The following is a 21,773-nucleotide window of genomic DNA, read 5'->3' as shown; positions in this document are numbered from 1 at the left end:
GATTCGTGCGAGGATTTCAAACAACACGCCTCCATGCGTGGTGAGAAGTGGATTCAGGCTAGTCCTAACCCATTTCGTCGGTGAAACGAAAGTCCGAATTAGTGGATGGTCATCGTTTTGACCGCTTCAGGGTCGGCTTCGCTGTCTGGGTCGCGAACCGGGCGAATCGTGTGGTCTTGCGTCACCCGTCGGACGACCCACCACAAGGCGAACGTAACGAGCAAAATCGAGGCAACGGAGGCCAAACCTTCGCGAAACAACGAATGCCGGAGCTGGCCGACCGGTCCCAGAACGTCTGAAAGACGGTATTGAACCAATACCAGCAAGTCGGTTTCACGCTCACCTCGCCGACGCTGACGAATCTCACCTTGGGAGGTTTGCGGTGTTTGCCCATCGTCGCGAGGTTGGGCAATCGGGATGCCCGGCAAAGTGATGGGTTGCATCGCGGCGATCCACGGACCAGCAAATTCGCTGCCGCCCGGGGCCTCAACCATCGGGTCACGGTAATCCACGTCGCCGCCGTCGAGTAATCGGTCCAGCAAATTAGCGGGAACCTGGAATCGTTGCTCCGAAAGCGTTTCCCCTTCGCTACGTTGTTGATCCATCAACGGATGCTGCAGCACGGTGCCTCGCAGCGGCCCTTCCCGAGCCTCGACCAATACGGCGACTTGGCTGGCTCCTCGAGTGCTCTGCAAAAGCTGGAAATCACCCAAATTGATGGTCATCACGAACACACCGTCGGCGGGCGCTCGCTTTTCGTCGTCATCCCGCTTCTCTTCGGAAAGCCAAACCGGCGTGCTAACAGCGACCTTCCACATTCCTGTCGCCGTACTTTGGAAGGCGGACGAAAGATGCGTTTCACTCAGCGGCTCGATATGGCTAAGTGAACTGTCACGCGGCAATTCGTCGCGATGTCCGCTGAAATAGGTCCGGAACGCGAAGTTGCGTCCAACGCTGTCTTGTTCCCGAGCGATCGGTTTGCCGTACGCGATGGACAAAATCGTGCCACGCCGATCACAAAAGAACATCGACGCGAGTTGTTGGTGATGGATCGATGTCGCTTGACTGGCGTCGTACATCGCCAATCGTTCGTCCATGTATTGATTCAGCTTCAGCCGGATTGGCGAGTCGAGCACCACATCTCGGGCGGCGGTTTCCTGCAGGGCAGCGTCCGGTGTGGGCGCGGCATTGATCTTTGCCAATGCTTGGCTGACCTCTTCGTCGGCGAGCGTATCCCGCAGCAGAGACTCAAACGCAGTCCGCCGAGACTCTTTTCTAGCAATATCGAAGTAACGATGGATCTCGGTTTCAAGCGTCTGCGCCGCGAAGCGTGCTGCCAATTGGTTGCTGCCGAACGCTTCTGTGCGAAGCGCCCTGGTCGCCGACGTCGTGGCTCGGTTGATACTGCGAAACGCGAAGAAGCAAGTCGCCAACAGCAATAGCAACGGGCCCACGATTCCAAACAGCATCAGCGGACGACGGGTTTGGGCGGCATCGCGTCGGCCGAGGTCATCGATGACCTGTTGCATGTTGGCGTAGCGATTCTTGGGATCGACCTCCAGGCATTGCTGCATGATCCGGCGCAGCGGACGGTCCAGGCTATTGCGAGGTAACTGGCTAATCGCGGACGGGGAATCCGCGATCGCTTGACGGTAACGAGCCAGGCGGCCGGGCAGCGATTTTTCGGTGTCCAATTGCGACAGTAGCGAAGCGTCCCGGTGCGGAGCATTCCCGGTCAACATCCGATACAGGATCGCGCCCGCGGCGTAGACGTCCCAGCGAGCGTCCGGTGTCGAGTTCAAGTCAGCTTGTTCAGGAGCCATGTAGAACAGCGTCCCCATCGCGGGCGACTGATCGTGCGACATACGGCTTTGCCCGAAATCGGCGAGTCGTGGCTCATTGTCGGCCGCAAGCAAAATGTTGGCCGGTTTGACGTCGCAGTGCAGCACGCCCTTGCCATGGCAGTGGTTCAGGCCGACACAAATTTTGGTAAACAGGTCGACCGCCTCGCTGACCGGCAAACGGCCCCGCCGCAGCAGCATTTCCTCCAGTGAGCCACCTTCGATTAGTTCCATCACGTAGTACGGCGGGTCCCCATCCCAGCCGACTTCGAGAACCTGGACGACGTGACGGTCGGCCGACAACTGGACGAGGTTCTTGACCTCACGCGACAACAGCGACCAGTTCACGCCGCCGCGGTGCAGGTAGAATTTCACGGCCACGCCGCGGCCGGTGTTCAGGTCTCGTCCGACCCAAACCTGACCGAATGCGCCTGCTCCCAGAAATCGCTCGATCTGGACCCCTGGCACATCTGACGGCGGCATTTTGGCCTGCAGCGACATGCGCCGCGCCGCAGCCTGGCCACCCATGCTTTGAGATTCTGTCGGAAGCGATTCCGGTGGGAACGCATCGTCGGGAGCAGAGTTGGGGTCAGGCAACCGTTTGGGCCGGGTAAGAGTGGTGACAGGCGATAGGAAAGTTCTGGGGGCTGCGTTCCAGCAGAATCATAGGGGTGTTGCAGCGAAGCACTGCCATGAATCTACCAACGAAATGTCGATCGCACACCCGCAACCCGCCACTACGCTGGCTTGGTTAAGTTGGGTTCACTTGGTGTGATTTCTGTCGGTTGCTGGGACGTGCTCCCACAACACGTTGAGTTCCGGCTACGTTCATCGTCCCACGTTGTCATCAGACTGCCTTCCGGCGCGGATTGGGATCGGCTAGGGCGGGCGATGCAGGGATTTTCCCGCTTGCTGCCAAAGGTTTACCTTGCCAATCAGAACCTGGGGCAACCGGGCGACGAACGCGATGGAGTCGGTTAAACTTCAGCCGGCGGTTTTCTTCTTTTCCTAGTTGTCTCTTCAGCGGGTCGCAATGTCGATTCAAGTCACCTGTCCCAGTTGCCTGAAACGCTTTCAAGTCAGCGACAAATTCGCTGGTAAGTCTGGCCCCTGCCCGGCCTGCAAAAAGCCGATCCGAATCCCTGATAAGTCCGAAGAAGTCGTCGTTCACGCACCCGAGGACGGTGCCCCGAAGGACTCCAAGGGGCAAAGCGTCCTGAAGCCGATCACGATCAGTGATCCGGAACTGACCAACCGAATGCTGATCATTGCATCCAGCGCCGTCGCCGTTTTGCTTTTGGTTGCGGTCTACTTTCGAATGTCATCTGGCGAGACGGGGCCGCCGCTCTGGGCTCAGTTGTTGGGGATCGTGTTGTTGGCATTGCCGCTGACTCGGATTGGCTACAGCTTTGTCCATGATCGCGAACTGGCACCTTACACCGGGATCGAACTTCGAAACCGTGTGTTGATTTGTTCGAGCCTGTTCGTGCTGACGTGGTTGGTTTACGCGTTCGTTCCGGCATATGTGCTGGAGCTGGACGCGGCGAATGAGATGTCATGGACGGTGGCCGGAATCACGTTTTGCATCATGGGTGTGCTCGGTGCATTTGCATCCGTGGCGTGTTTTGAATTGGAGTTCTTGCCAGGCTTCATTCATGCCGGATTTTACTATGCCGTTGTCATCATTACCGGACTGATCGCCGGCGTGAACTTTGCTGGCCAGGCGGTCGAAGACGACTACCGTCTCTCGCTCGAACTGCTAAATGGTCTTGGTGGCTTTTTCGCTTCGGTCGCTTCCATGGCGTCAGGGTGGTTGGTTTGAGCTCGCCGAACGATGAGCCCAGCCGTTCTGAAGGCAAGGCGGAGTCTGCTGAGTCGCGTCCCGTCGAAGCTCAGCTTCCCGAAGTCTTAGGTTGGGATTCCACCGGATCGACCTACCGAGTTTCGCACGTGCGGATTCCGCCGTCGTTGGACGTGCCGATGACCGAACGTGTGCGACGGATCGTGGACAGTCCGGCGATGCGGCGATTGGCGTCAATTAGTCAGCTTGGACTCGTCTCGCTGGTCTATCCCGGTGCGACGCACAGCCGCTTGGAGCACTCATTGGGGGTTTACGCCAACGCACTGGCGGTGCTGCGTCAGTTGACCGGCTCGATTGATGTGATCCGTAATCCGGTCTCTCGCCAGGCGTCTTTGGCACAACAAGCATTCTTGGTGGCGGCGTTGGTTCACGACGCGGGCCACTGGCCGTTTTGCCACCCGATCGAAGACATGGGTGACGCGGTTAGCCAAAGTGGTTCGGCAACCGCAATGAAGCATGAGGATCGCGTCGAAGCGATGCTACGCAGCGGGCCACTTGCGGATTGTTTGCGTGATGACTGGGACTGCGGCGTTGACGATGTGATGTCGATCCTGCGACCCAAGTCTTTTCACGATCGGCCGGATTGTCGGTTGAGCGAGTCGGATGCATCGTTCTTTGCCAGTTGCCTGAGCGGTCCGATCGACATCGACAAGCTTGACTATTTGCAACGCGATAGCCTTCATGCCGGGGTACCTTACGGTCGTAATTTTGATCCCGACCGGATTCTCACTGCGTTTCGGGCGCATCCGACCAAGCCGAAGCTTTCGATCATTGAGAAGGGCCGTACCGCAGCCGAAATGATGGTGTTCGGTCGTTATGTGATGTTCAGCGAAGTGTACTGGCATCACGCCGTCCGGGCCGCGACCGCGATGTTGCAGCGAGCTATTTTTGAATTGCATCAGCCCCAACGTCAAACCGGCGATCCGGCACAACGCATTGATTTGGCTGCATGGGCCGATGAGTCGGATGCGAAATGGGTCGAGCGACTGCGTGAGTCCGCTACTGCATCCGGGGACAAGGGAGTAACCACGTTGGTCGATGGCTTGTTTGGTCCGCAGCGGCGGTTACTTAAGCGAATCGCCCAGTTCAATGTTGAGTCGGGTGACCCGGTTCACCAGCGGTTGGCCCGACGTCCGTATCAGTGGCTCGTCCAGTGTGGTTTGCTTTTGACCCGGCGATTGAACCTTGAACTCGACATCGACTTGCCGCCCGAGCTTGTGCTGATCGACGCACCGCCGTCGAAGCTAGAGGTGGATATCAATATCGACGTCATTGGTCGGTCGAATCAAATTTTCACACTCGGTGACGTCTCGCCGGTTGCATCTGTGTTGGCCAATCGCCAGTTCGACAACCACGTTAAGCGAGTCCGCGTGTTTGCTCCCGCCGAAGTCCGCTCGCAGCTAGAAGCGCAATGCCCTGAAAGCGACTCGCTGATCGAGCAGTGGTTACTCGAGGCTGCCGATGAGCTGCCGGATTGAAAGAAATCTGTGACCGCGAATTGGTTGCTTCAGTGATCGGTTGCTTGAGTGAAGGTGTATCACTACCGGCTTGCGGAATGTAAACGTTCAACCTTTGGTGGGCAGTTCCGTGATGGCGGCGTAAGTCCGCTTGCCTTCTCGACCGATCCACAATCCGAGTGGTTCTTCGCCGCAAGGACGCAGCCGTTTGGCGAGCCTGGCGGGATCGATGTCGGCACCGCGGACCTTGATGACATCAGGGTATGCACCCCGATTTCGGAAGCAGCGCTTTAGCTTTCGCTCGTCACAGCCCACGACCTCGATCACCTTTGCGGACGAAGCAAGTTCCGCGAACGGGAGTTGTTTTTCAAGGTCGTCAGCGGTCAGGAATCCGCTCGCCTGGGCAATCACGCTGGCACCGATTTCGTTGGCAAAAGCGTCCGTCAGCCCGGCGGCTCGGATCGATGCATCTGGATCGATCATGTAATCGCTTGGTCCGCTAATCGGAGCACGCTGTTCTTCCAAACCGCCACCGTGAGTGAATACATGCGTTTGACCGTCACGCAGGCAAACGGCGGAGCGTCCGCCCGGTACCATTCGATGACCTTGCAGCCAGTCGCATTGCAGAATCTTGCCGCATGCCAACGTCTGTTCACGGACGCTACCACCGGTCGCGATCCACAGCCGGTGAAACTCTTTCGCAGATGGCGTTGAAGATGTTTCAAAATCACCCGAACGCGGATCATCGCCAGGGAATTGGGTTGCTGGGGCCAGTTTGATCGCGGCACCTTCACACCCGTCGATCAGCTCAAGCACTCGTTGCCAGTCCGGAATCAGGTCATCGGCCAATGTGTGTCGTGTCCCGCCCGCTCGACGATCCGGGTCGATGTGAAGCAAGTTCGCATCGCCGATCAAGCTTTGGACGTCGCCGGCGGTGACATCGGCTGCTCGCAAACCAACGCCAGCGAGTTGGCTTTCGGACAAGGCTGTTCGCAGATTGGCGGCCGCGAACGCAAGCGTATCAGGATTGATGTCGATGCCCATCGCGGGGCCACGCATGGCCAACGCGATCAAGTCGCTTCCTAGCCCGCAACAGACATCCGCCACCAAACCGTCACCGAACCAACTCGCTTTTAGTTCAGCGACCGAGGCTTGTGTTGATTGTTGCAATCCCGTGCGAGTGACCCACCAAGCTCGATCGGACACTTCATTGGGGGCGAACGTGCGTCTGGCTTTGACTTGCAACGAAGCGATGTCACGCATCACCGCGACCTGCGCCGAGGAATATTCGCCTTGTAGACCGCGGCTATCGTCGCCGGATGCTAGACGCGATAAGTCGGCCTGCATCGTCTCGGTGATTTCACCTAGGACAGCGTGTTCGTAATTCAGAGACACGGGCATATCATTCGGTTCCATCCTGCAAGTGAGTGAGGCAGCGTTTCGCTTCGTCCAGCGATTCCGCTTCCGTGATTTTTCGCAACCATTGGGTCTGACGCGGCGTCATCGGAATCGCCGTCCCAAGAGGTGGATCTTCCGGACGTAGCGTTCTGACAATTTCCTCGGAAAGCGATTCAATGCCATCGTCGCTGGCATGCTCGGACGCAGGTTCTAATGCAGATTCGAGGGCGATCGTTCGCAGTTTGGGAATCGGAACCGTCGATGCGGAATTGTTTCCGTCAAGCCGATCCGCTTGGTTGAGCACTTCGATGATCTTGCATGCGGGGGCCGCTTCCAGGACATCCTTTCGCAACCGTGAAAGTTGATTCAGGCATTCTGGATCGACTACGACGATGACTAGGTCAGCTTGTCCGACCGCCAACGCGCCTCGGCGGATTCCTTCGCGTTCGATCTCGCCACCGCCATCACGGATTCCAGCGGTATCGGAAAGCCGGATCGCAAGACCCGCGATCACGGTGTCGCAATCGACTACGTCGCGGGTCGTGCCAGCTTCGTTGTGAGTGATGGATCGGCCATAACCAACAAGCCGATTGATCAAGCTGCTCTTGCCGACATTCGGCGGTCCCGCCAGAACCACTCGGTACGGCTGGCTAAGCCGCATGCCGACCTGCGTGAACTGCAGCATATCGCGGGCCTGGCTGACCACCGCTTCCAATGCAAATTTTGGTTGCTGCAATTCAACCAACCAAGCTGGTAAACCGCTCCGACATTGCTGCATGGCGATGGCAGCGTTGCGAGTCGTCGTGCATCGCTGCAAAACGTTTTCGTTTTCTCGTTGAAGGAAGCTGGGCGTATCCCGACGAGCGAACTGTTCGGTGTTAACGACCGCCACGCCGCAAGCGTCCAGCGATCGCAAGATTCGGCTTACGGCCGCAATCCCGCCATGGGCATGGATTTCAAAATGGTCCGTTGCAACTGGTGTGACGACAACAGACTCGCCGGCATCAGCATCTGCTCCGGAGTCGGCATTAAGACCATCCACTCGCCAATCGCCATATCGGACCTGTCCAGGCTGATAGTCTCGGTCTCGCACGGGACGAAAGCACGTGCGGATACACTCTTCCGCCTTTTCGCCTTGAAGTCCGATCACCGCAACAGCCGACCGCCCGGAAGCAGTCAACTGGGCGGCCATCGTTTGCCCAGTAATCGTTGGCTCAGCGATCGTTTTCCCAGCGATCGTGTCCGCCGCCTTCGATACCGAGGTTGAGTTGGAGAGCTTTCCACTCATGCTTGGCTAGACTTTGGCAGCATCGACCAGAGACGCGAATCGGCCAATGATTCCGCGATCAGTGTGGCACCTTCGAATGCTTGGTCGCGGGTGTGTTCGTTCGGCACTGCAACGGTGATCGCGCCGGCGGCGATGGCTGCGGCCGCACCGTTGCCGCTGTCTTCAAGGACCAGCATGTTTTGCGGTGCAATTTTCAGTGCGTCGGCAGCCTTCAAATACATTTCGGGGTGTGGCTTGCCATTGGTGACGTCGTCGCCGGTCAAGATAAACGTCAACTGGTCGTGCCAGTTCGTCGTCGGCAAGATCATGTCGACGAATTGTCGTTGACTGCTGGTCGCCACGCCAAACGGTAATCCGCTCTCAGTCAATTGTTCGATGAACTCCGTCAGGGCGGGCATCGGACGCAACAGGTCGAGCAGCATCTCGCCGTAGACCTTATTGGACTCTTCCAGCAACGCAAGCGGTTCGTCATCCAATTGGTGGAAGGCGATCATTTCAGCAATCGCACTGACGCCAACGCGGCCCATCATGCGAGTTTGCAACGCGTTGCTGAACCGGTAGCCGCGACGCTGCAGCACGACGTCGCCGACTTGATAGTAGATTCGTTCGGTGTCGAACAGCAGCCCGTCCATGTCCAACGCCACGCCTTGGACCCGTTCGTTAAGGGGCGCGTCGTGTTGCAATTCGTGTTCGTTCAAAATCAAAGATCCATGTCATCAAGGGAGTCGACCAGCCGATCCAGGTCATCCTTCGGCAATGCCGCCAATCCAGCTTGTCGCTTCTTCAGTTGATCGTCGATGCCAATCGCGTCGCGTCCAGCCAGCAGCAGTTGTTCGTCACGTTCGCGTGCCGCAGTGGCGATCGGATCGCCGTCGGTCGTTGGTGCACCAAATAGCTGCGAGAGATCAATCTTGAATCCCTCGTCGCCTTCAGTTTGGGCACCGGCAATGGCGGGGGCTTTGTGTTGCGGGAAGATGATCGCATTTTCGGGACACACGCGGCTGCACGCAGGACAACCTTTGCGACAATTATCAGGCTGTTCAACTAGAATGCTTTCGGCACCATCGACGCCGTAAACACCAAACAAACAGAAGTCGATACACTCCATGCAGTTGGTGCACCGACTGAAGTCGATCACGGGATACCAGCGACGTTGAGTCGTTTCGTCGATGGATTCAATCGCACCGCCGACGATGGGCAAGGATGTTGGATCGCCAGTCGTACCATCGATTCCTAAGATGCGATGGACTTCGCCAACGTAATCCGATGTGGTCTCGGATGCTTTCAGGTCGATGCAAAAGATGGATCGCTCTGGTCTTGGGTACAAATCCGTGACCCGGTCGATATCGGTCGCCTGTCGCGTCTCCAGTTCTTCCTGGCCCAGCAATACCTCCCCGGGCGTGCCCCCCACTCCGTTGCGGTCCAGAACCCAGTGGGCGGCGCGGGGGAAGATCCAGCTCGCCAGGATAATGTCGCCTTCGATCTCCTTGAGACGCTGAAACGACTCCCCATCTTTGGGCAAGTCATACAAATGCGGCACCACGACCACTTCCAGCCCGGCAATGGAACCGGCGGCATCAGCAACAGCCTGCTCCAACGCGCGTTTGGCGGGATTGCGTGATTGGCCCTTCGAAACGACGAGCGTGCAGGCGGCGGTTTTCTCGGCGAGGATCATCAGTAGGGCTCCTGAAACTCGATTGGACCGAAATTCGGACCTAAACTACGTGATCATGGTGACCACGAACCACACTCCCATCAAGTGCTGCTTCGCGGCAAAGACTAGCGATTGTAGGGATTTGGCAGCCCGGACGGGGCGGTACCTGAACGATTACACCGTTTGCCAGAGTTGTTGCGGTCAGATGTCCGAAAACATCGTCGCAGAATTTCAGCCGGATCGCTGCATTGCCGATATTCCCTCAAAGCGGAACTACCCCTATTTCCCGAATCACCAGCACGTATCCGAATACACACAGTGTCGACCGATGTCAGCTAACCTTGCGACGATGACCGACGAAGACCGTGGCCTGACAAAGGCTGCGATTTTGTTAATGTGCTTGCCCACCAAGACAGCGGCACAGGTCATGGGGCAACTTCCGCCGCGGCTGATCGAAACGATTAGCATCAAGATCGCGCAGATCGACTCGGTGGGTGGCGACGAACAAGAAGTCGTCATGGCGGAGTTCTTGACCAGCAAGGCGAGCTCGATCTATGCCAGTCCGGGTGGTTTGGAACGAGCCAAAGAGCTAATCAAAGAAGCTCTTGGACGTGACGCTTCGGAGATGATTGGCAATCTTCAGCAAACCATCGAAGCGATGCCGTTCGGTTTCGTTAAGAAGGTCGACACCCAAACCTTGCTGCAGTTCATCGGCGACGAACACCCACAAACGATCGCGTTGCTGTTAAGCCACGTTCCATCGTCTTACGCAGCGGAGGTGATGGCTGGATTGGATCCAGAAAAACAACTCGAGGTCATTCGCCGGATCGCAAACATCGGCCGCACCAGTCCTGACGCGGTCGCCGAGCTGGAACGCGGGTTAGAGTTGCGATTGTCCAGCATGGTCAACCAACAACAATCCACGATGGGTGGTGTCGAAAGCGTCGCCGAAATCTTGAACGTGGTCGAACGAGCGATCGAACGCACAATCATGGAATCGCTGGGACGCGAAGATCCCGAGCTATCCGAAGACATTCGCCGCTTGATGTTTGTATTCGAAGACATCGCAAAACTGGGCGATCGCGACATTCAAGCCTTGTTGAAGAATGTCGAAACATCACAGTGGGCGATGGCGTTGAAGGGTGCCAGCGAACCGTTGCAGGAAAAGGTGCTTCGCAACATGAGTTCCCGCGCTGCGGAAAACCTACGCGAAGAAATGGGCTATCTCGGCAGCGTTCGGATCAGCGAAGTCGAAGCTGTCCAGCAGAAGATTGTCGATGTGGTACGTCATCTCGAAGACACCGGCGAGATCTCACGTCCGACCGGCGAAGGCGAAGAAGAATACGTGACCTAGGCCGGGACCGTTTCGGCTTGCGGCGGGGTGACGAAAGGTCTGATCACGACCACGCGGTGGAGCGTGTTGCAGCGATCGGCGGCTTTGAATCCCCAGACCCACACGCGTTCTTCCTGAACGAAGGCGGTTCAGTCGTGCCGCTTTCGGTCGACGACCTCTCGGCAGGTTACAATGTATGCCCGGTCCCTATTTGGGACGGACTTATCTCATGTAACAGGAGCACGCAGTGCTAGGATCCGGTGGAACCCATGGCGGAACTCGTATGTTCTTCGGAGGCATGTTGCTGGCCATCGCCGGCGGTTACCTCTTCTTCGATTCGGTGAGAGTGTCGACCGGGCACCACGGTCTGGTTTCCGGGATGCTGGGCGGACGTCGTGGCGGGTTGATGGAAACGACGTCGATGGGCATTGTGTTTGTGCCCTTCTTTCTAGGCGTCTTTTCACTGTTCGTTGACGCCCGACGCAAGTGGGCGTGGATATTGACCTACGCCGGAATCGCTGTCCTGGCCGTCGAGGTGATCAGCCGTGTGCGGTTCATCATGGACACCAAACTAACACACTTGCTGGGCATGTTGGTACTCTTCGCCGCCGGTTGTGCATTGATGTTCCGCAGCTACCGCGAACTACCGCCGATCGTTCCGTCGCTGGATGACGATCGCGGTCATGGTAGACGCGATGACACGCGAAGTAATTCTGAATCCGCGGATGAAGAACCGGCGAGTAAACGCTGAGGGTTGAAGCCGCGTTGAAAGTCGACGACTCTTCGTTCGAACTATTCCGAGTCAGGTTTAGCTCGCACCCAGACTTCGTCGTTTTCGACTTTCACGTCAAAGCAGTCCACCTTGGTTCGTGGGTTGTCTTCCCAGGTTCCGTCTTTGATACAAAATCGCCAGGCGTGCCAGGGGCAGGTGACGGAGGAATCTTCCACGTGCCCTTCGGCCAGGGAAGCACCCATGTGCGGGCAAAGGTCGTCGATCGCGTACCATTCGTCGCCTTTTCGAAAGACGGCGACCATGCGGCCATCGACCGGGACGGCTTTGCCGACGTTGTCTTCGAAGTCGCCTACTTTACCAACGCTTTCGTATTCGCTCATGGGACTCTCGTTTGATTCGATGGGGCAGTTGGAAACTGGGAAGCTGAAAAACGGAAGGTGACACCGGTTTTCGGAGGCAATCATTTTGGGCGAGCTTACCGATAATCTTGATCGCTTCGTCGCGAATTGTTCTATGGGAAGCGTCGAAGCTCAATCACAGTCGGCACAAAGTCGCGGTGGGATCTGGTGGCCGCATGTCAAGCTCGAATCGTCATGCTCGATTCTCGGTACAACAATCTCGCCGGGTACTATAACATGGTGAAGACTGTTTCCCCAGCCGACGCCGATCCTCGGACCGAATGCTCATGATTAACCTGCCGCTCAAACGAAAGCTCGAATCGCGAGTTTGGCCCTACGTTCAAACCCCTGCTCAATACGTCGGTGGCGAACGCAATATCGTCGTTAAGGACCACGCGACACTCCAAGGCAAACTGGCGATCGGTTTTCCCGATGCTTACACGATTGGAATGAGCCATCATGGGTTGCAGGTGCTGTATTCGTTGATGAACCGACGCGACGATTGGTGTGCTGAACGCGTCTTCACGCCTTGGCCGGACATGGAGGCCAAGCTTCGCGAAGAGGGCCTGCCGCTCTACACGCTGGAAACGTTCACTCCGTTGTCCGAATTTGACGTGATCGGCTTGTCGCTGCAGTACGAAATCAGTGCTCCGAACGTGTTGACGATGATCGATCTAGGCGGGATGCCTTTGGAAGCGGTTGATCGCACGATGGCGGATCCGCTGCTGGTTGCTGGCGGGCCTTGCTGTCAGAATCCTGAACCGATGGCGGATTACTTCGACGTCATGGTCACCGGCGACGGTGAGCCTGCGTTGCCCGAGGTATGCGATTTGTGGCTTTCGCTTCGTAACGCGGTGCGTCGCGAAGACGGATCGTTTGCCGATGGCGAAGAAGGACGTTTGCAACGCAGCGAAACTCTCGCCGAAGTCGCTCGCACCTTAGCTTATGCTTACGTGCCACGATTCTACGAGCCCGATTATACGGAGGGGCGTATCGCTTCGATCCGGCGAACGCGCGACGATGTTCCCGAGACAATCGCACCGAGCGTGATTTCGGATTTGGACGGAATCGAACTGCCGGTGGCTCCTATCGTTCCGTACGTGAAATGCGTCCACGACCGGATCGCGATCGAGATCATGCGAGGTTGCCCGCACTTGTGCCGGTTCTGCCAAAGCACGGTGATCAAGCGTCCGCTGCGAATTCGCGAAGTGGAAACGATTGTTTCCGGTGCACTGGAGAGTTACCGCAACACGGGCTACAACGAAATCAGCGTGCTGTCGTTATCCAGCAGCGACTATCCGCACTTTGAAACGCTGGTCAAGCGTTTGCATGAGGTGTTCCGCCCGCTCGACGTGAACATCACCGTGCCCAGTTTACGTGTGAACGATCAATTGCGCACGTTGCCGGAATTGATCGGCAGCGACCGCCGTCGTTCGCTAACGCTTGCTCCCGAGGTTGCACGTGACGACATGCGGCAACAAATTCGCAAGAAGATCAAGAACAGTGATTTGATCGAAGGTTGCCGAGCCGCGTTCGCAAACGGTTTCGACAGTGTGAAGCTGTACTTCATGTGTGGTCTTCCTGGCGAGCGGGAAGTGGACCTGGACGGAATCGTTGACCTCGCTGAAACGATCGCAACGGTCGGTAAAGAAGTGATGGGCCGCTACGCGCGGGTCACCGCCAGCGTTTCCAACTTTGTGCCTAAGGCTCATACGCCGTACCAGTGGAATGGGATGCAGTCCCGTGAGTATTTCCAGTGGGCGCACAAGTATTTGTTCCGTCGTCGTCAAATTCGCAGTGTCAGCGTGAAGTGTCACGACATTGAAACAAGCCTATTGGAAGGCGTGATCAGTCGCGGTGATCGCCGGACGGGCAAGGCGATTCGCTTGGCTTGGGAACGCGGGGCACGGATGGATGGCTGGACAGAATTCCTGGACCCAGAACGCTGGTGGACCGCCATCGAGGACGCCGGGCTGGACATCGATGCTCAAGTGCACCAAAAGTATGAGATGATGTCGAAGCTACCTTGGGATCACGTCAACGTGAAGTTCGGCCGAGCGTATCTCGAAAAAGAACAAGGGCGAGCGACGATTCAGCTCGCCGATATGGCGTCGGCTACTTAAGCAAGCCAGGGTGCGTGCCAAGTTCTTGGGGTCTAATTCCGTTAGTTCTTGACTGCAGAAAACCCTAGCGGACGAGACAACGAGTCCTCGCAGGTAACCCTAGTGGACGAGGCAACGAGTCCTTGCTGATTTAACTCAAGAGCTAGGACTCGTAACCTCGTCCACTACCTTCAGAACTCGTCCACTACCTGGGGTTTAACCCAGGCGAACTAAACTTCGGCGAACAAAGCTTCGGCGAACTAAACTTCTAAGAACAGACGTGCGGGGTCTTCGATCGTTTCTTTAATCGCGACCAAGAAGCCAACCGCTTCGCGACCGTCGACGATTCGGTGGTCGTAGGTCAGAGCCACGTACATCATCGGACGGATCACGACTTGGCCGTTTTCAGCAACGGGCCGTTCTTGGATCGTATGCAAACCGAGGATACCGCTTTGAGGCGGATTGACGATCGGCGTGCTCAACAGCGATCCGTAGATCCCGCCGTTACTGATCGTGAAGGTTCCGCCCATCAAGTCGGACGGTTGCAAACGGTTTTCTCCGGCCAGTCGAGCGTACTCGCCGATCGAGCCTTCCACTTCGGCGAACGACATGCGTTCGACGTTACGAAGGATCGGCACGACCAAGCCTTTGCCGCCGCCAATCGCGATCCCGATGTCTTGGTAGTTTTTGAATACCATCGCGTCGTTGCGGATCTCGGCATTGACCGCGGGATAGCGACGCAAGGCTTCGACGGTCGCTTTGGCAAAGAACGACATGAACCCGAGCTTGACACCGTGCTTCTTCAAAAAGGCGTCCTTGTACTTCGAACGAATCTGCATGACCGGAGCCATGTTGATTTCGTTGAACGTGGTTAGCAGGGCCGCGGTTTGTTGAGCGTGCACCAGACGAGACGCGATCGTCCGCCGCAACATGCTCATCGGCTTGACTTCTTCGGATCGATACGAACTTTCGCTCATCAAGGTAGGCGTGTTGTAAGATTGCGAAGGGCTGACCGCTGGCGGGGAAGCTGGGGCGGGTGCCGCAGGCGGTGCTGCCGGCTGAGCGGCGGGGGCTGGCTTCGACGCGGCTCCACTACGAATGTAAGCCTGAACGTCTTCTTTCAATAAACGTCCGCCCGGTCCAGTCGCTGGTACCTGGGACGCGTCTAGATTGTGCTCGTCCAGCATGCGTTGGGCAGCAGGCATCACAAACGCTCCGCCACCGGAGCTCTTGCCGGGCGAGGAAGATCCGCCGGACGCACGGGCTGGCGATGCGGCGGGTGAAGCGTTCGATGAAGAGGCTGCGGGCGAGGGAGCCGAACTTGCGGATCCGCCACCATTGCCACCTCCGTTGCCCCCGTCGGCGGGTGCCTCAGCGACCCGGATGCTCGCGATCGTCTCTCCGATCACTGCAAAGGCTTCAGATTCTTTGGTGATGTTTTCAAGGTATCCACTGGCCGGAGCTGGGATTTGGACCGAGGCCTTCTCGGTTTCAATCTCGACAAGGTCTTCGCCATTCTGGACGAAGTCACCATTGTTCTTCAGCCAGGTGCCGATTTGAACTTCACTGATCGATTCGCCAACGGTTGGAACGTCGACAGGAATGATTTCGCTCACTGGAAATGTTTGCCTAAGAGGAGACTTTTGAACGGTCGCAAGCTAGGGACGTGACTTGGGGGGGTCGACGGTCAGTGCCCAACGATAAAACATATTGGCACGCAAGTGACTTGGTACGGAAAGCAACTTGGTACACAAAAAGCATAGTGGACCACAAGAATAACGGGCAACGGGCGTCGTGTCAGTGGACCGACTTTGGGAAGTTTGCTTCACGTTACCCTTCGCATACGCTTCACGGCGTCTTTTTCGACCTGTTCGCGTGAGTCGCCGCGCATTTGGCAACCGCCGTCGACGCCAAACCGCCCCCAAAACGCATCCCATCCGCCATTGTTTGGTATTTTGCGTATGACAAAATGGCCCCGTGGCAACCGCGACGGCGGTTTGTTTCTATTTTCAGTTCAGGTATTCAGCCTTAACTTTGTCCGGGACCAACAATTCCCCACTCGATTTGTCACGCCCGTTTTGAAAGTCGTCCCCCTCTATGTCTAACCGTTCTGACGACCCGGCGATGGAGTCCGACGCCGTGATCTATCTCGATCACCACGCGACGACGCCCTGTGACAAGCGAGTGGTGGCAGAGATGTTGCCATGGTTGACGGACAACTTCGCCAACCCGCATAGCGATTCGCACTCGCTGGGGCGAACCGCAGCGGACGCGTTGGCCCGTGCAGTCGAGCAGATCGCATTGGTGCTGAACGGTCCGACCGAAAATTTGCTGATCACGTCAGGAGCGACCGAGAGCATCAATTTGGCGATGCGAGGCGTGATGACCCACCCGCGAAATCGACGCAACAAAATGGTGGTTGCATCGACAGAGCATCCAGCGGTGTTGGATGTAGCGGCGGACTTGAAACGCGATGATGTGGAAACGGTTTTTGTCGGAACGGACACGTCGGGCATTATCGACTTAAACGCGTTGGCAGACGCGGTCGACCAACACACCGGGTTGGTCAACGTGATGATGGCTAACAACGAAACCGGTACGATAGCGCCGATCGCGGAAGTGGCCCGTATCACCCACGACGCCGGCGCGTTGTTGCACTGTGACGCTACGCAAGCGGTCGGACCACTTGCTATGGATGCTAGGGAGCTAGATATCGATCTGATCAGTGCTTCGGCGCACAAATTCTACGGACCCAAGGGAGTCGGTTTTTTGCTGGCGGGCAATGGAAACCGCCGTGTGCGTCTGCGGCCTCAAATCATTGGCGGCGGGCAACAGCGGGGACTGCGAAGCGGCACGATGAATCCGGCTGGCGTAATTGCAATGGCAGCGGCACTGGAAATCGCTGTTGCTGACCGCGAAACCGAATCCGCTCGATTGATGGCGTTACGCTCGCGTTTGTGGGACCGTCTCAACTCAAGCATCGACGGGCTACTGATCAATGGCCCGGCCTTCGACGGACGTTCTTTCAGTTCGACGGTTGCTGATGGCGGCGAAAGGAACGAGTGTCCTCGGTTGGCTGGGAACCTGAATTTCCGTCTTCCGCGGGTTGAGGGCGAAACGTGGATGGCCGCCACGCCCGGGGTCGCATTCAGTAGTGGTTCGGCTTGCAGTAGTGCTGACCCGACACCCAGCCATGTTCTATTGGCGATCGGTCTCAGCGAATCGGAAGCTCGGCGAAGCGTACGATTTGGTTTGGGGCGATTTACAACGGAGGCGGAGATTGACGAGGCGGCACGCCAACTGATCGCCTCGCATCGACGTTTATCCCAGATTGGCGATTGAACCCGGCAACCGTTGATGTTCCACTGGCGAGGATGAATTTCCTCTGCCACGCCTTGCCGTATCTCGACCGACCGATTCTTGCCGTCTGTACTGGGATGCCCGATTTTCTATCGGTGATCGATCGAAAGATTCGAGCTCGCGGCCGGATGGCGGCACCGTTTTTGAAGTCCGATAATCCTGTCGCACGCGAGGTGGCGGAAGGAATTACCGCGCACATTCGGGATGACCATTGGTTCCATGGTGGTGAAACGTTTGTGCGGATGAACCTCGAATTCGCCGTGCAGCTTCGTGATCTGTTGCCTGGCGATTCCGGCTTCCGCCCCACCTTTGTGGGGCACATCTTGATCGAGATGTTGTTGGATGCGAACTACCTTATCGACGATCGCGACACGGTGGAAAACTACTACGGTCTCTTCGCCCGTTTGCCGCTGTCGCAAATTGAAGAAGCGGTGAATCAGATTACCGGAAAGCCGAGCGATCAAATCGCCAGCACGATGGAGCGATTCGCGAATACGCGGTTTCTGTTCGATTACGAACAAGACGACACGCTGCTGATGCGGTTGAATCAAGTGATGAATCGCGTTGGGCTGACTCAGCTTCCCGCTGCAGTCGGAGAATGGTTACCGGAGGCTCGATCCGCGGTCCGAGCCAATCACGAGAGACTATTGACGCAACCAGGTTTGGAAAGCCAGTTCCCTGTTTTGCGTTAGCGAGCGATCTGGAGTCGCTTGCTAATGAAAGTGTCGAGCTGGATTCGCGGGTATTCGACAACCGTTCGGGTGGCGTCCAGAATTGGCACAAAGTGGCCGTTCGCCCTTGGATTGTTGATCAAATTTAACGCCGAGCAAATTGAGCGGCATCCCGGCCAATTAGCTCGGTAGGGACCCGCGAAACTATTCACATCTTCTTAACGTTCACTGGCGGGACTCCCCTTTGCACGAGTAAACTCAACCGGAAATTCACGTAAAACAAGTGATTTAGCGGACTGCCGAGGAGAAGGGACTGGGCGATGCAGGGGGATTTGCTAGCGGTGAAAGCGGACGCCTGAATGAGGGAGTTTCTTACAAGCTCGAAAGAGCAGCCGCCGTTATTGTTCCTTTACCAGTCCCCCCGCAAAGAGGTATACTTGTGTCCGCTACATTCGTCGAAAATCGGCGGGGCGATGGCGAAGTTTTTGCAAAGTGGGCTATTCGATGGCGTTGAACGACTCAAACTCCAAATCCGAAAGCGCCGATGATGCTGACGTTGTTTTCAATGGCTCTGATAACGGACAGTCGTCGGCTGGTGACGACTCCGCGTCAAGCAGTCCAAGTCTTGTAGACGCACTCAGTCTCAGTGGCGTCAACAGTTGGGTGAACGCGTCGCAGCTATCAATCGGTATGTCGCTGGACGATTCTGGTGTGATCGTTGATCGACTTCGTCAGTCCGGTCAATTCAACGAAAGTCAGTTGGAGTTGGTTGCCGCAGAAATCGAACGTCATTATCGCGACGACGGTTTCTCGTTCCAAGATATGCGTATCGGGATGCCGGTAGGCGACTACGTTTTGCAGCGGAAGCTGGGAGAGGGCGGCGCGGGGCACGTTTTCCGAGCCTGTTCAAGCAATGACGAATCGGAATACGTCGCACTGAAGTTAATCAAGCACACTCGCTTAACACGTCGGTTCCGTCGCGAAATGGAAATGGTGCTGCGACTGGCTCATCCCAACGTGGTCGTTGCTTATGAAACGGGCGAACACGGTGACACGCTATACATTGTGATGGAAGAGCTTTCAGGCCCGGACTTGCAGGCTTATGTCAGTTCCAATGGCGCGATCCCATGGCAAGAGTCGCTCGAATACATTCGCGATGCGGCTACCGGGTTGGAACATGCTCACGAACGCGGCTTGATCCACCGAGACGTGAAGCCTGGGAACATGATGTTCGATGCCGGGCGAATCAAGGTTACCGACTTGGGGCTAGCCGTTTTAACGGACGACGGCGAGCTGCTTGCCGACAGCGATAACCCGGATTTCTCTCAATCGAAACATGGTGCAACCTCGTTCCGAACTCGGCAAGAGGTCCTTGGCGGGACGCCAGACTTCATGTCACCGGAACAGGCACGATCGTTATCCAACGCGACCGCCCAGTCGGACATCTACTCACTCGGTGCCAGTTGGTATTACATGTTGACGGGCCGCAGTCGGGTGCCGGGGACGTCGACCCAAAGCAAGGTTGTCAACCTAATTTGTGGCGATCAATTCACGCCGCTACCTGAAGGAACGATCCCGCAGGAAGGCCAACGTGTCTTGGATAAGATGTTGGCCGCGGATCCCGCGGATCGATACGCTTCGATGAGTGAAGTGCTGGCGGATTTGTTGTTGCTGGAATCCGGTCCTGAAGTTGGCATGGCGCGAAGCTGCATCGACGTCCTGATTGTCGAGGATGATCAAGACGACCTTTTCTTGACAACCGAAATGTTGCAGCGGGGGAACAACGCGGTGAACATCTTCACCGCGCACACTCTGCAAGAAGCCATCCATTGCGGTCAAGCAAACGAACACATTGACGTCGTGCTGCTGGATTTGCAACTTCCCGATAGTCGCGGCATCGACACAGTGCGTTCGCTACACGGTGCCATGCCGTCGACGCCAATGATTGTTTTGACGGGGCACGAAGACAATGAGATGGGCGAAGAATGCGTGGCGGCGGGGGCTGACATGTATTTGAGCAAACTCAATGTGACGCCCTACGTTCTAGAGCGTCTGATCTTCGTCACGCTTAGTCGCGCGTCCAGGCGATCGGCCGTCTAGTCGACGGTTCGCTGGCGTGCTTGCCAGGCATGTCTTGTCGAATTGCTTTAGAAACCACCCGGCGAGGTGAATTCGCGATAGTCGTCGAACTCGCTGTGATGTTCGGCGGCACGGTTGCTGAACCGAGTGAATTCCGCTTCCCAAGTCAAATCGACATCGCCGACAGGGCCGGCCCGTTGTTTGGCGATAATAATTTGCGCCTGCCCAGCGTACTGAGCCTTTTCGTCACCCGAATGGTAGTACTCTTCACGGTGTACGAACATGACAACGTCGGCATCCTGCTCGATGGCTCCGGACTCCCGCAGGTGCGATAGCTTCGGTCGGTGGTCTTTGCCTTCTTCAGCTTGCCGATTTAGCTGGGACAGACACAGCACCGGCACATCCAATTCACGAGCAAGCCCCTTGAGTCGCCGTGCGATCTTGGCGACCTGTTCCTGACGCGGATCACGAGAATTGTCGGGATCAATCAACTGCAGATAATCGATCACGATCATTCCAAGCGCGTCTTCACGACGTTTAATCCGTCGTGCGGCGGCTCCGATTTCGCTGACCGTTCGGCTCGGCGAATCGTCAATGAACAGTGGCGCCTGGCTCAGCTCATTGGCTTTCTGAACCAAGCGATCACGGTCTTCGCTGCGAATCGATCCGGCACGCAGTTTGTGGCCGTTGACGCGAGCGATCGAACAAAGCAATCGGTCGGCTAATTCGATCGATGACATTTCTAAGCTGACGAACAACACCGGGCTATTTTGCCTCAGCGAAACATTTTCGGCAATGTTCATGGCTAGCGCCGTTTTGCCCATCGCCGGACGAGCGGCCAAGATAATCAACGCCCCAGGGTGCACTCCGCCGGTCATTTGGTCAAAGTCTGTGAGCCCGGTTTCAACTCCACCCTCGTCGTAATCGTCTCGCATCCGCGCTTCCATGCGGTCCATCGATTGATGCAATACATCACTGATGTTAGACACCGAACTGCTACTGCGCCCGTCCATGATCGCGAAGACTTTCTGTTCCGCTTGGGCGCACAGTTCTTTCGCTGTACTGGATTGTTCGTAAGCGTCACGCAGGATCTCCGTGCTCGATTCAATCAGCCGACGATAGACCGCTTTTTCGGTAACGATCTCGGCGTAGTAAACCGCGTGAGCTGCATTCGCGACGCTTCCTGAAAGTCTCGCCAGGTACGCAGCCCCGCCCGCTTTTTCAAACTCGTTCGCTGTCCGCATTCGAGAAACGAGCAGGGTGATATCGATCTTCTCACCCTGGTCGTACATCTCTCGCAGGTGTGTGTAGATGATGCGGTTGGCATCATCGTAAAAGTCGTCCGCACGCAGCGACGCGATGTCGTCACAGATATCGGGCATTAAAAGAATACTGCCGATCACGCCCATTTCGGCTTCGAGTTCGAAGGGCGGCGATCGCTGCAGGATCTCGCTAGCGGAAACTTCGCGTTTCTTTTTCTTGCCGCGAAAGTCCTTGTCGCCGAAATTATGGTCGTTTGAACTCATCCTTGTGACCGTCTTGTAGTGTTCGTTTTGATGTTCGGAAAAATCAGTTCCGGCTGGCTGCACGGTCCTGCA

At 56.7% G+C, this 21,773-nt stretch carries 16 protein-coding genes; 8 read left to right on the top strand and 8 right to left on the bottom strand.

Going from position 1 to position 21,773, the window contains the following annotated elements; all coding sequences use genetic code 11:
• Positions 1-98 precede the first annotated feature (98 nt).
• The gene (locus tag ACR3ZL_RS16645) at positions 99-2,438 is read right to left on the bottom strand and encodes a protein kinase domain-containing protein (RefSeq protein WP_473651992.1); all 2,340 of its coding nucleotides are present in this window, start codon (positions 2,436-2,438) and stop codon (positions 99-101) included.
• 436 nt (positions 2,439-2,874) lie between these two features.
• On the opposite strand from ACR3ZL_RS16645, the gene ACR3ZL_RS16640 reads away from it, so the two are divergent.
• Positions 2,875-3,663 (top strand): hypothetical protein, encoded by a 789-nt coding sequence (locus ACR3ZL_RS16640; RefSeq protein WP_473651993.1) that lies wholly within the window; start codon positions 2,875-2,877, stop codon positions 3,661-3,663.
• On the top strand, positions 3,660-5,180 hold the full coding sequence (locus ACR3ZL_RS16635; protein WP_473651994.1) for an HD domain-containing protein: 1,521 nt from the start codon (positions 3,660-3,662) through the stop codon (positions 5,178-5,180). Before ACR3ZL_RS16640 ends, ACR3ZL_RS16635 begins: the two co-directional genes overlap by 4 nt.
• Before the next feature lie 87 nt (positions 5,181-5,267).
• On the opposite strand, the gene ACR3ZL_RS16630 is transcribed toward ACR3ZL_RS16635, so the two are convergent.
• The 4 genes from ACR3ZL_RS16630 to ACR3ZL_RS16615 are packed head-to-tail and all read right to left on the bottom strand — an operon-like array spanning position 5,268 to position 9,520.
• Positions 5,268-6,560, bottom strand: coding sequence for a class I SAM-dependent methyltransferase (locus ACR3ZL_RS16630; protein WP_473651995.1), 1,293 nt, complete (start codon positions 6,558-6,560; stop codon positions 5,268-5,270).
• A 1-nt stretch (position 6,561) separates the two neighbouring features.
• Positions 6,562-7,845 (bottom strand): GTPase, encoded by a 1,284-nt coding sequence (locus tag ACR3ZL_RS16625; RefSeq protein WP_473651996.1) that lies wholly within the window; start codon positions 7,843-7,845, stop codon positions 6,562-6,564.
• Positions 7,842-8,543, bottom strand: coding sequence for an HAD family hydrolase (locus tag ACR3ZL_RS16620; RefSeq protein ID WP_473651997.1), 702 nt, complete (start codon positions 8,541-8,543; stop codon positions 7,842-7,844). The genes ACR3ZL_RS16625 and ACR3ZL_RS16620 overlap by 4 nt, the downstream gene beginning before the upstream one ends.
• A 2-nt stretch (positions 8,544-8,545) precedes the next feature.
• A complete protein-coding gene (locus ACR3ZL_RS16615; protein ID WP_486172792.1) occupies positions 8,546-9,520 on the bottom strand; it encodes an ATP-binding protein in 975 nt (324 codons plus the stop codon).
• A 307-nt stretch (positions 9,521-9,827) separates the two neighbouring features.
• On the opposite strand from ACR3ZL_RS16615, the gene fliG reads away from it, so the two are divergent.
• Complete coding sequence (fliG, locus tag ACR3ZL_RS16610) at positions 9,828-10,853, top strand: flagellar motor switch protein FliG (RefSeq protein WP_473651999.1); 1,026 nt, start codon at positions 9,828-9,830, stop codon at positions 10,851-10,853.
• 226 nt (positions 10,854-11,079) lie between these two features.
• On the top strand, positions 11,080-11,583 hold the full coding sequence (locus ACR3ZL_RS16605; RefSeq protein ID WP_473652000.1) for a hypothetical protein: 504 nt from the start codon (positions 11,080-11,082) through the stop codon (positions 11,581-11,583).
• Positions 11,584-11,624: 41 nt separating this feature from the next.
• On the opposite strand, the gene nirD is transcribed toward ACR3ZL_RS16605, so the two are convergent.
• Positions 11,625-11,945, bottom strand: coding sequence for a nitrite reductase small subunit NirD (gene nirD, locus ACR3ZL_RS16600; protein ID WP_473652001.1), 321 nt, complete (start codon positions 11,943-11,945; stop codon positions 11,625-11,627).
• A gap of 305 nt (positions 11,946-12,250) precedes the next feature.
• Between nirD and ACR3ZL_RS16595 the strand changes: the two genes are divergently transcribed.
• Complete coding sequence (locus tag ACR3ZL_RS16595) at positions 12,251-14,086, top strand: TIGR03960 family B12-binding radical SAM protein (RefSeq protein ID WP_486172791.1); 1,836 nt, start codon at positions 12,251-12,253, stop codon at positions 14,084-14,086.
• A 239-nt stretch (positions 14,087-14,325) separates the two neighbouring features.
• Here ACR3ZL_RS16595 and odhB read toward each other — a convergent pair whose 3' ends face one another.
• The gene (odhB, locus tag ACR3ZL_RS16590; protein WP_473652004.1) at positions 14,326-15,681 is read right to left on the bottom strand and encodes a 2-oxoglutarate dehydrogenase complex dihydrolipoyllysine-residue succinyltransferase; all 1,356 of its coding nucleotides are present in this window, start codon (positions 15,679-15,681) and stop codon (positions 14,326-14,328) included.
• A gap of 481 nt (positions 15,682-16,162) precedes the next feature.
• Here odhB and ACR3ZL_RS16585 point away from each other — a divergent pair, with 481 nt between their 5' ends.
• The 3 genes from ACR3ZL_RS16585 (at position 16,163) to ACR3ZL_RS16575 (ending at position 20,196) form a co-directional block, all read left to right on the top strand.
• Positions 16,163-17,407, top strand: coding sequence for a cysteine desulfurase family protein (locus ACR3ZL_RS16585; protein WP_473652005.1), 1,245 nt, complete (start codon positions 16,163-16,165; stop codon positions 17,405-17,407).
• A 32-nt stretch (positions 17,408-17,439) separates the two neighbouring features.
• Entirely contained in the window at positions 17,440-18,117 is a 678-nt protein-coding gene (locus ACR3ZL_RS16580) for a hypothetical protein (protein ID WP_486172790.1), read from the top strand.
• Positions 18,118-18,600: 483 nt separating this feature from the next.
• Complete coding sequence (locus tag ACR3ZL_RS16575; RefSeq protein ID WP_473652007.1) at positions 18,601-20,196, top strand: protein kinase domain-containing protein; 1,596 nt, start codon at positions 18,601-18,603, stop codon at positions 20,194-20,196.
• Between the two features lie 47 nt (positions 20,197-20,243).
• On the opposite strand, the gene dnaB is transcribed toward ACR3ZL_RS16575, so the two are convergent.
• The gene (gene dnaB, locus ACR3ZL_RS16570; protein ID WP_473652008.1) at positions 20,244-21,701 is read right to left on the bottom strand and encodes a replicative DNA helicase; all 1,458 of its coding nucleotides are present in this window, start codon (positions 21,699-21,701) and stop codon (positions 20,244-20,246) included.
• Between the last annotated feature and the right edge of the window lie 72 nt (positions 21,702-21,773).

This window comes from Rhodopirellula sp. J20-39 (genome assembly GCF_057365095.1).
This window is presented reverse-complemented; position numbering and strand designations above follow the sequence as displayed.

Coding starts and splice junctions, on each gene's coding strand:
- ACR3ZL_RS16640 (WP_473651993.1), top strand. CDS start 2,875: ATGTCGATTCAAGTCACCTGTCCCAGTTGCCTGAAACGCTTTCAAGTC.
- ACR3ZL_RS16630 (WP_473651995.1), bottom strand. CDS start 6,560: ATGCCCGTGTCTCTGAATTACGAACACGCTGTCCTAGGTGAAATCACC.
- ACR3ZL_RS16625 (WP_473651996.1), bottom strand. CDS start 7,845: ATGAGTGGAAAGCTCTCCAACTCAACCTCGGTATCGAAGGCGGCGGAC.
- ACR3ZL_RS16615 (WP_486172792.1), bottom strand. CDS start 9,520: ATGATCCTCGCCGAGAAAACCGCCGCCTGCACGCTCGTCGTTTCGAAG.
- fliG (WP_473651999.1), top strand. CDS start 9,828: ATGTCAGCTAACCTTGCGACGATGACCGACGAAGACCGTGGCCTGACA.
- nirD (WP_473652001.1), bottom strand. CDS start 11,945: ATGAGCGAATACGAAAGCGTTGGTAAAGTAGGCGACTTCGAAGACAAC.
- ACR3ZL_RS16595 (WP_486172791.1), top strand. CDS start 12,251: ATGATTAACCTGCCGCTCAAACGAAAGCTCGAATCGCGAGTTTGGCCC.
- ACR3ZL_RS16585 (WP_473652005.1), top strand. CDS start 16,163: ATGTCTAACCGTTCTGACGACCCGGCGATGGAGTCCGACGCCGTGATC.
- ACR3ZL_RS16580 (WP_486172790.1), top strand. CDS start 17,440: ATGAATTTCCTCTGCCACGCCTTGCCGTATCTCGACCGACCGATTCTT.
- ACR3ZL_RS16575 (WP_473652007.1), top strand. CDS start 18,601: ATGGCGTTGAACGACTCAAACTCCAAATCCGAAAGCGCCGATGATGCT.
- dnaB (WP_473652008.1), bottom strand. CDS start 21,701: ATGAGTTCAAACGACCATAATTTCGGCGACAAGGACTTTCGCGGCAAG.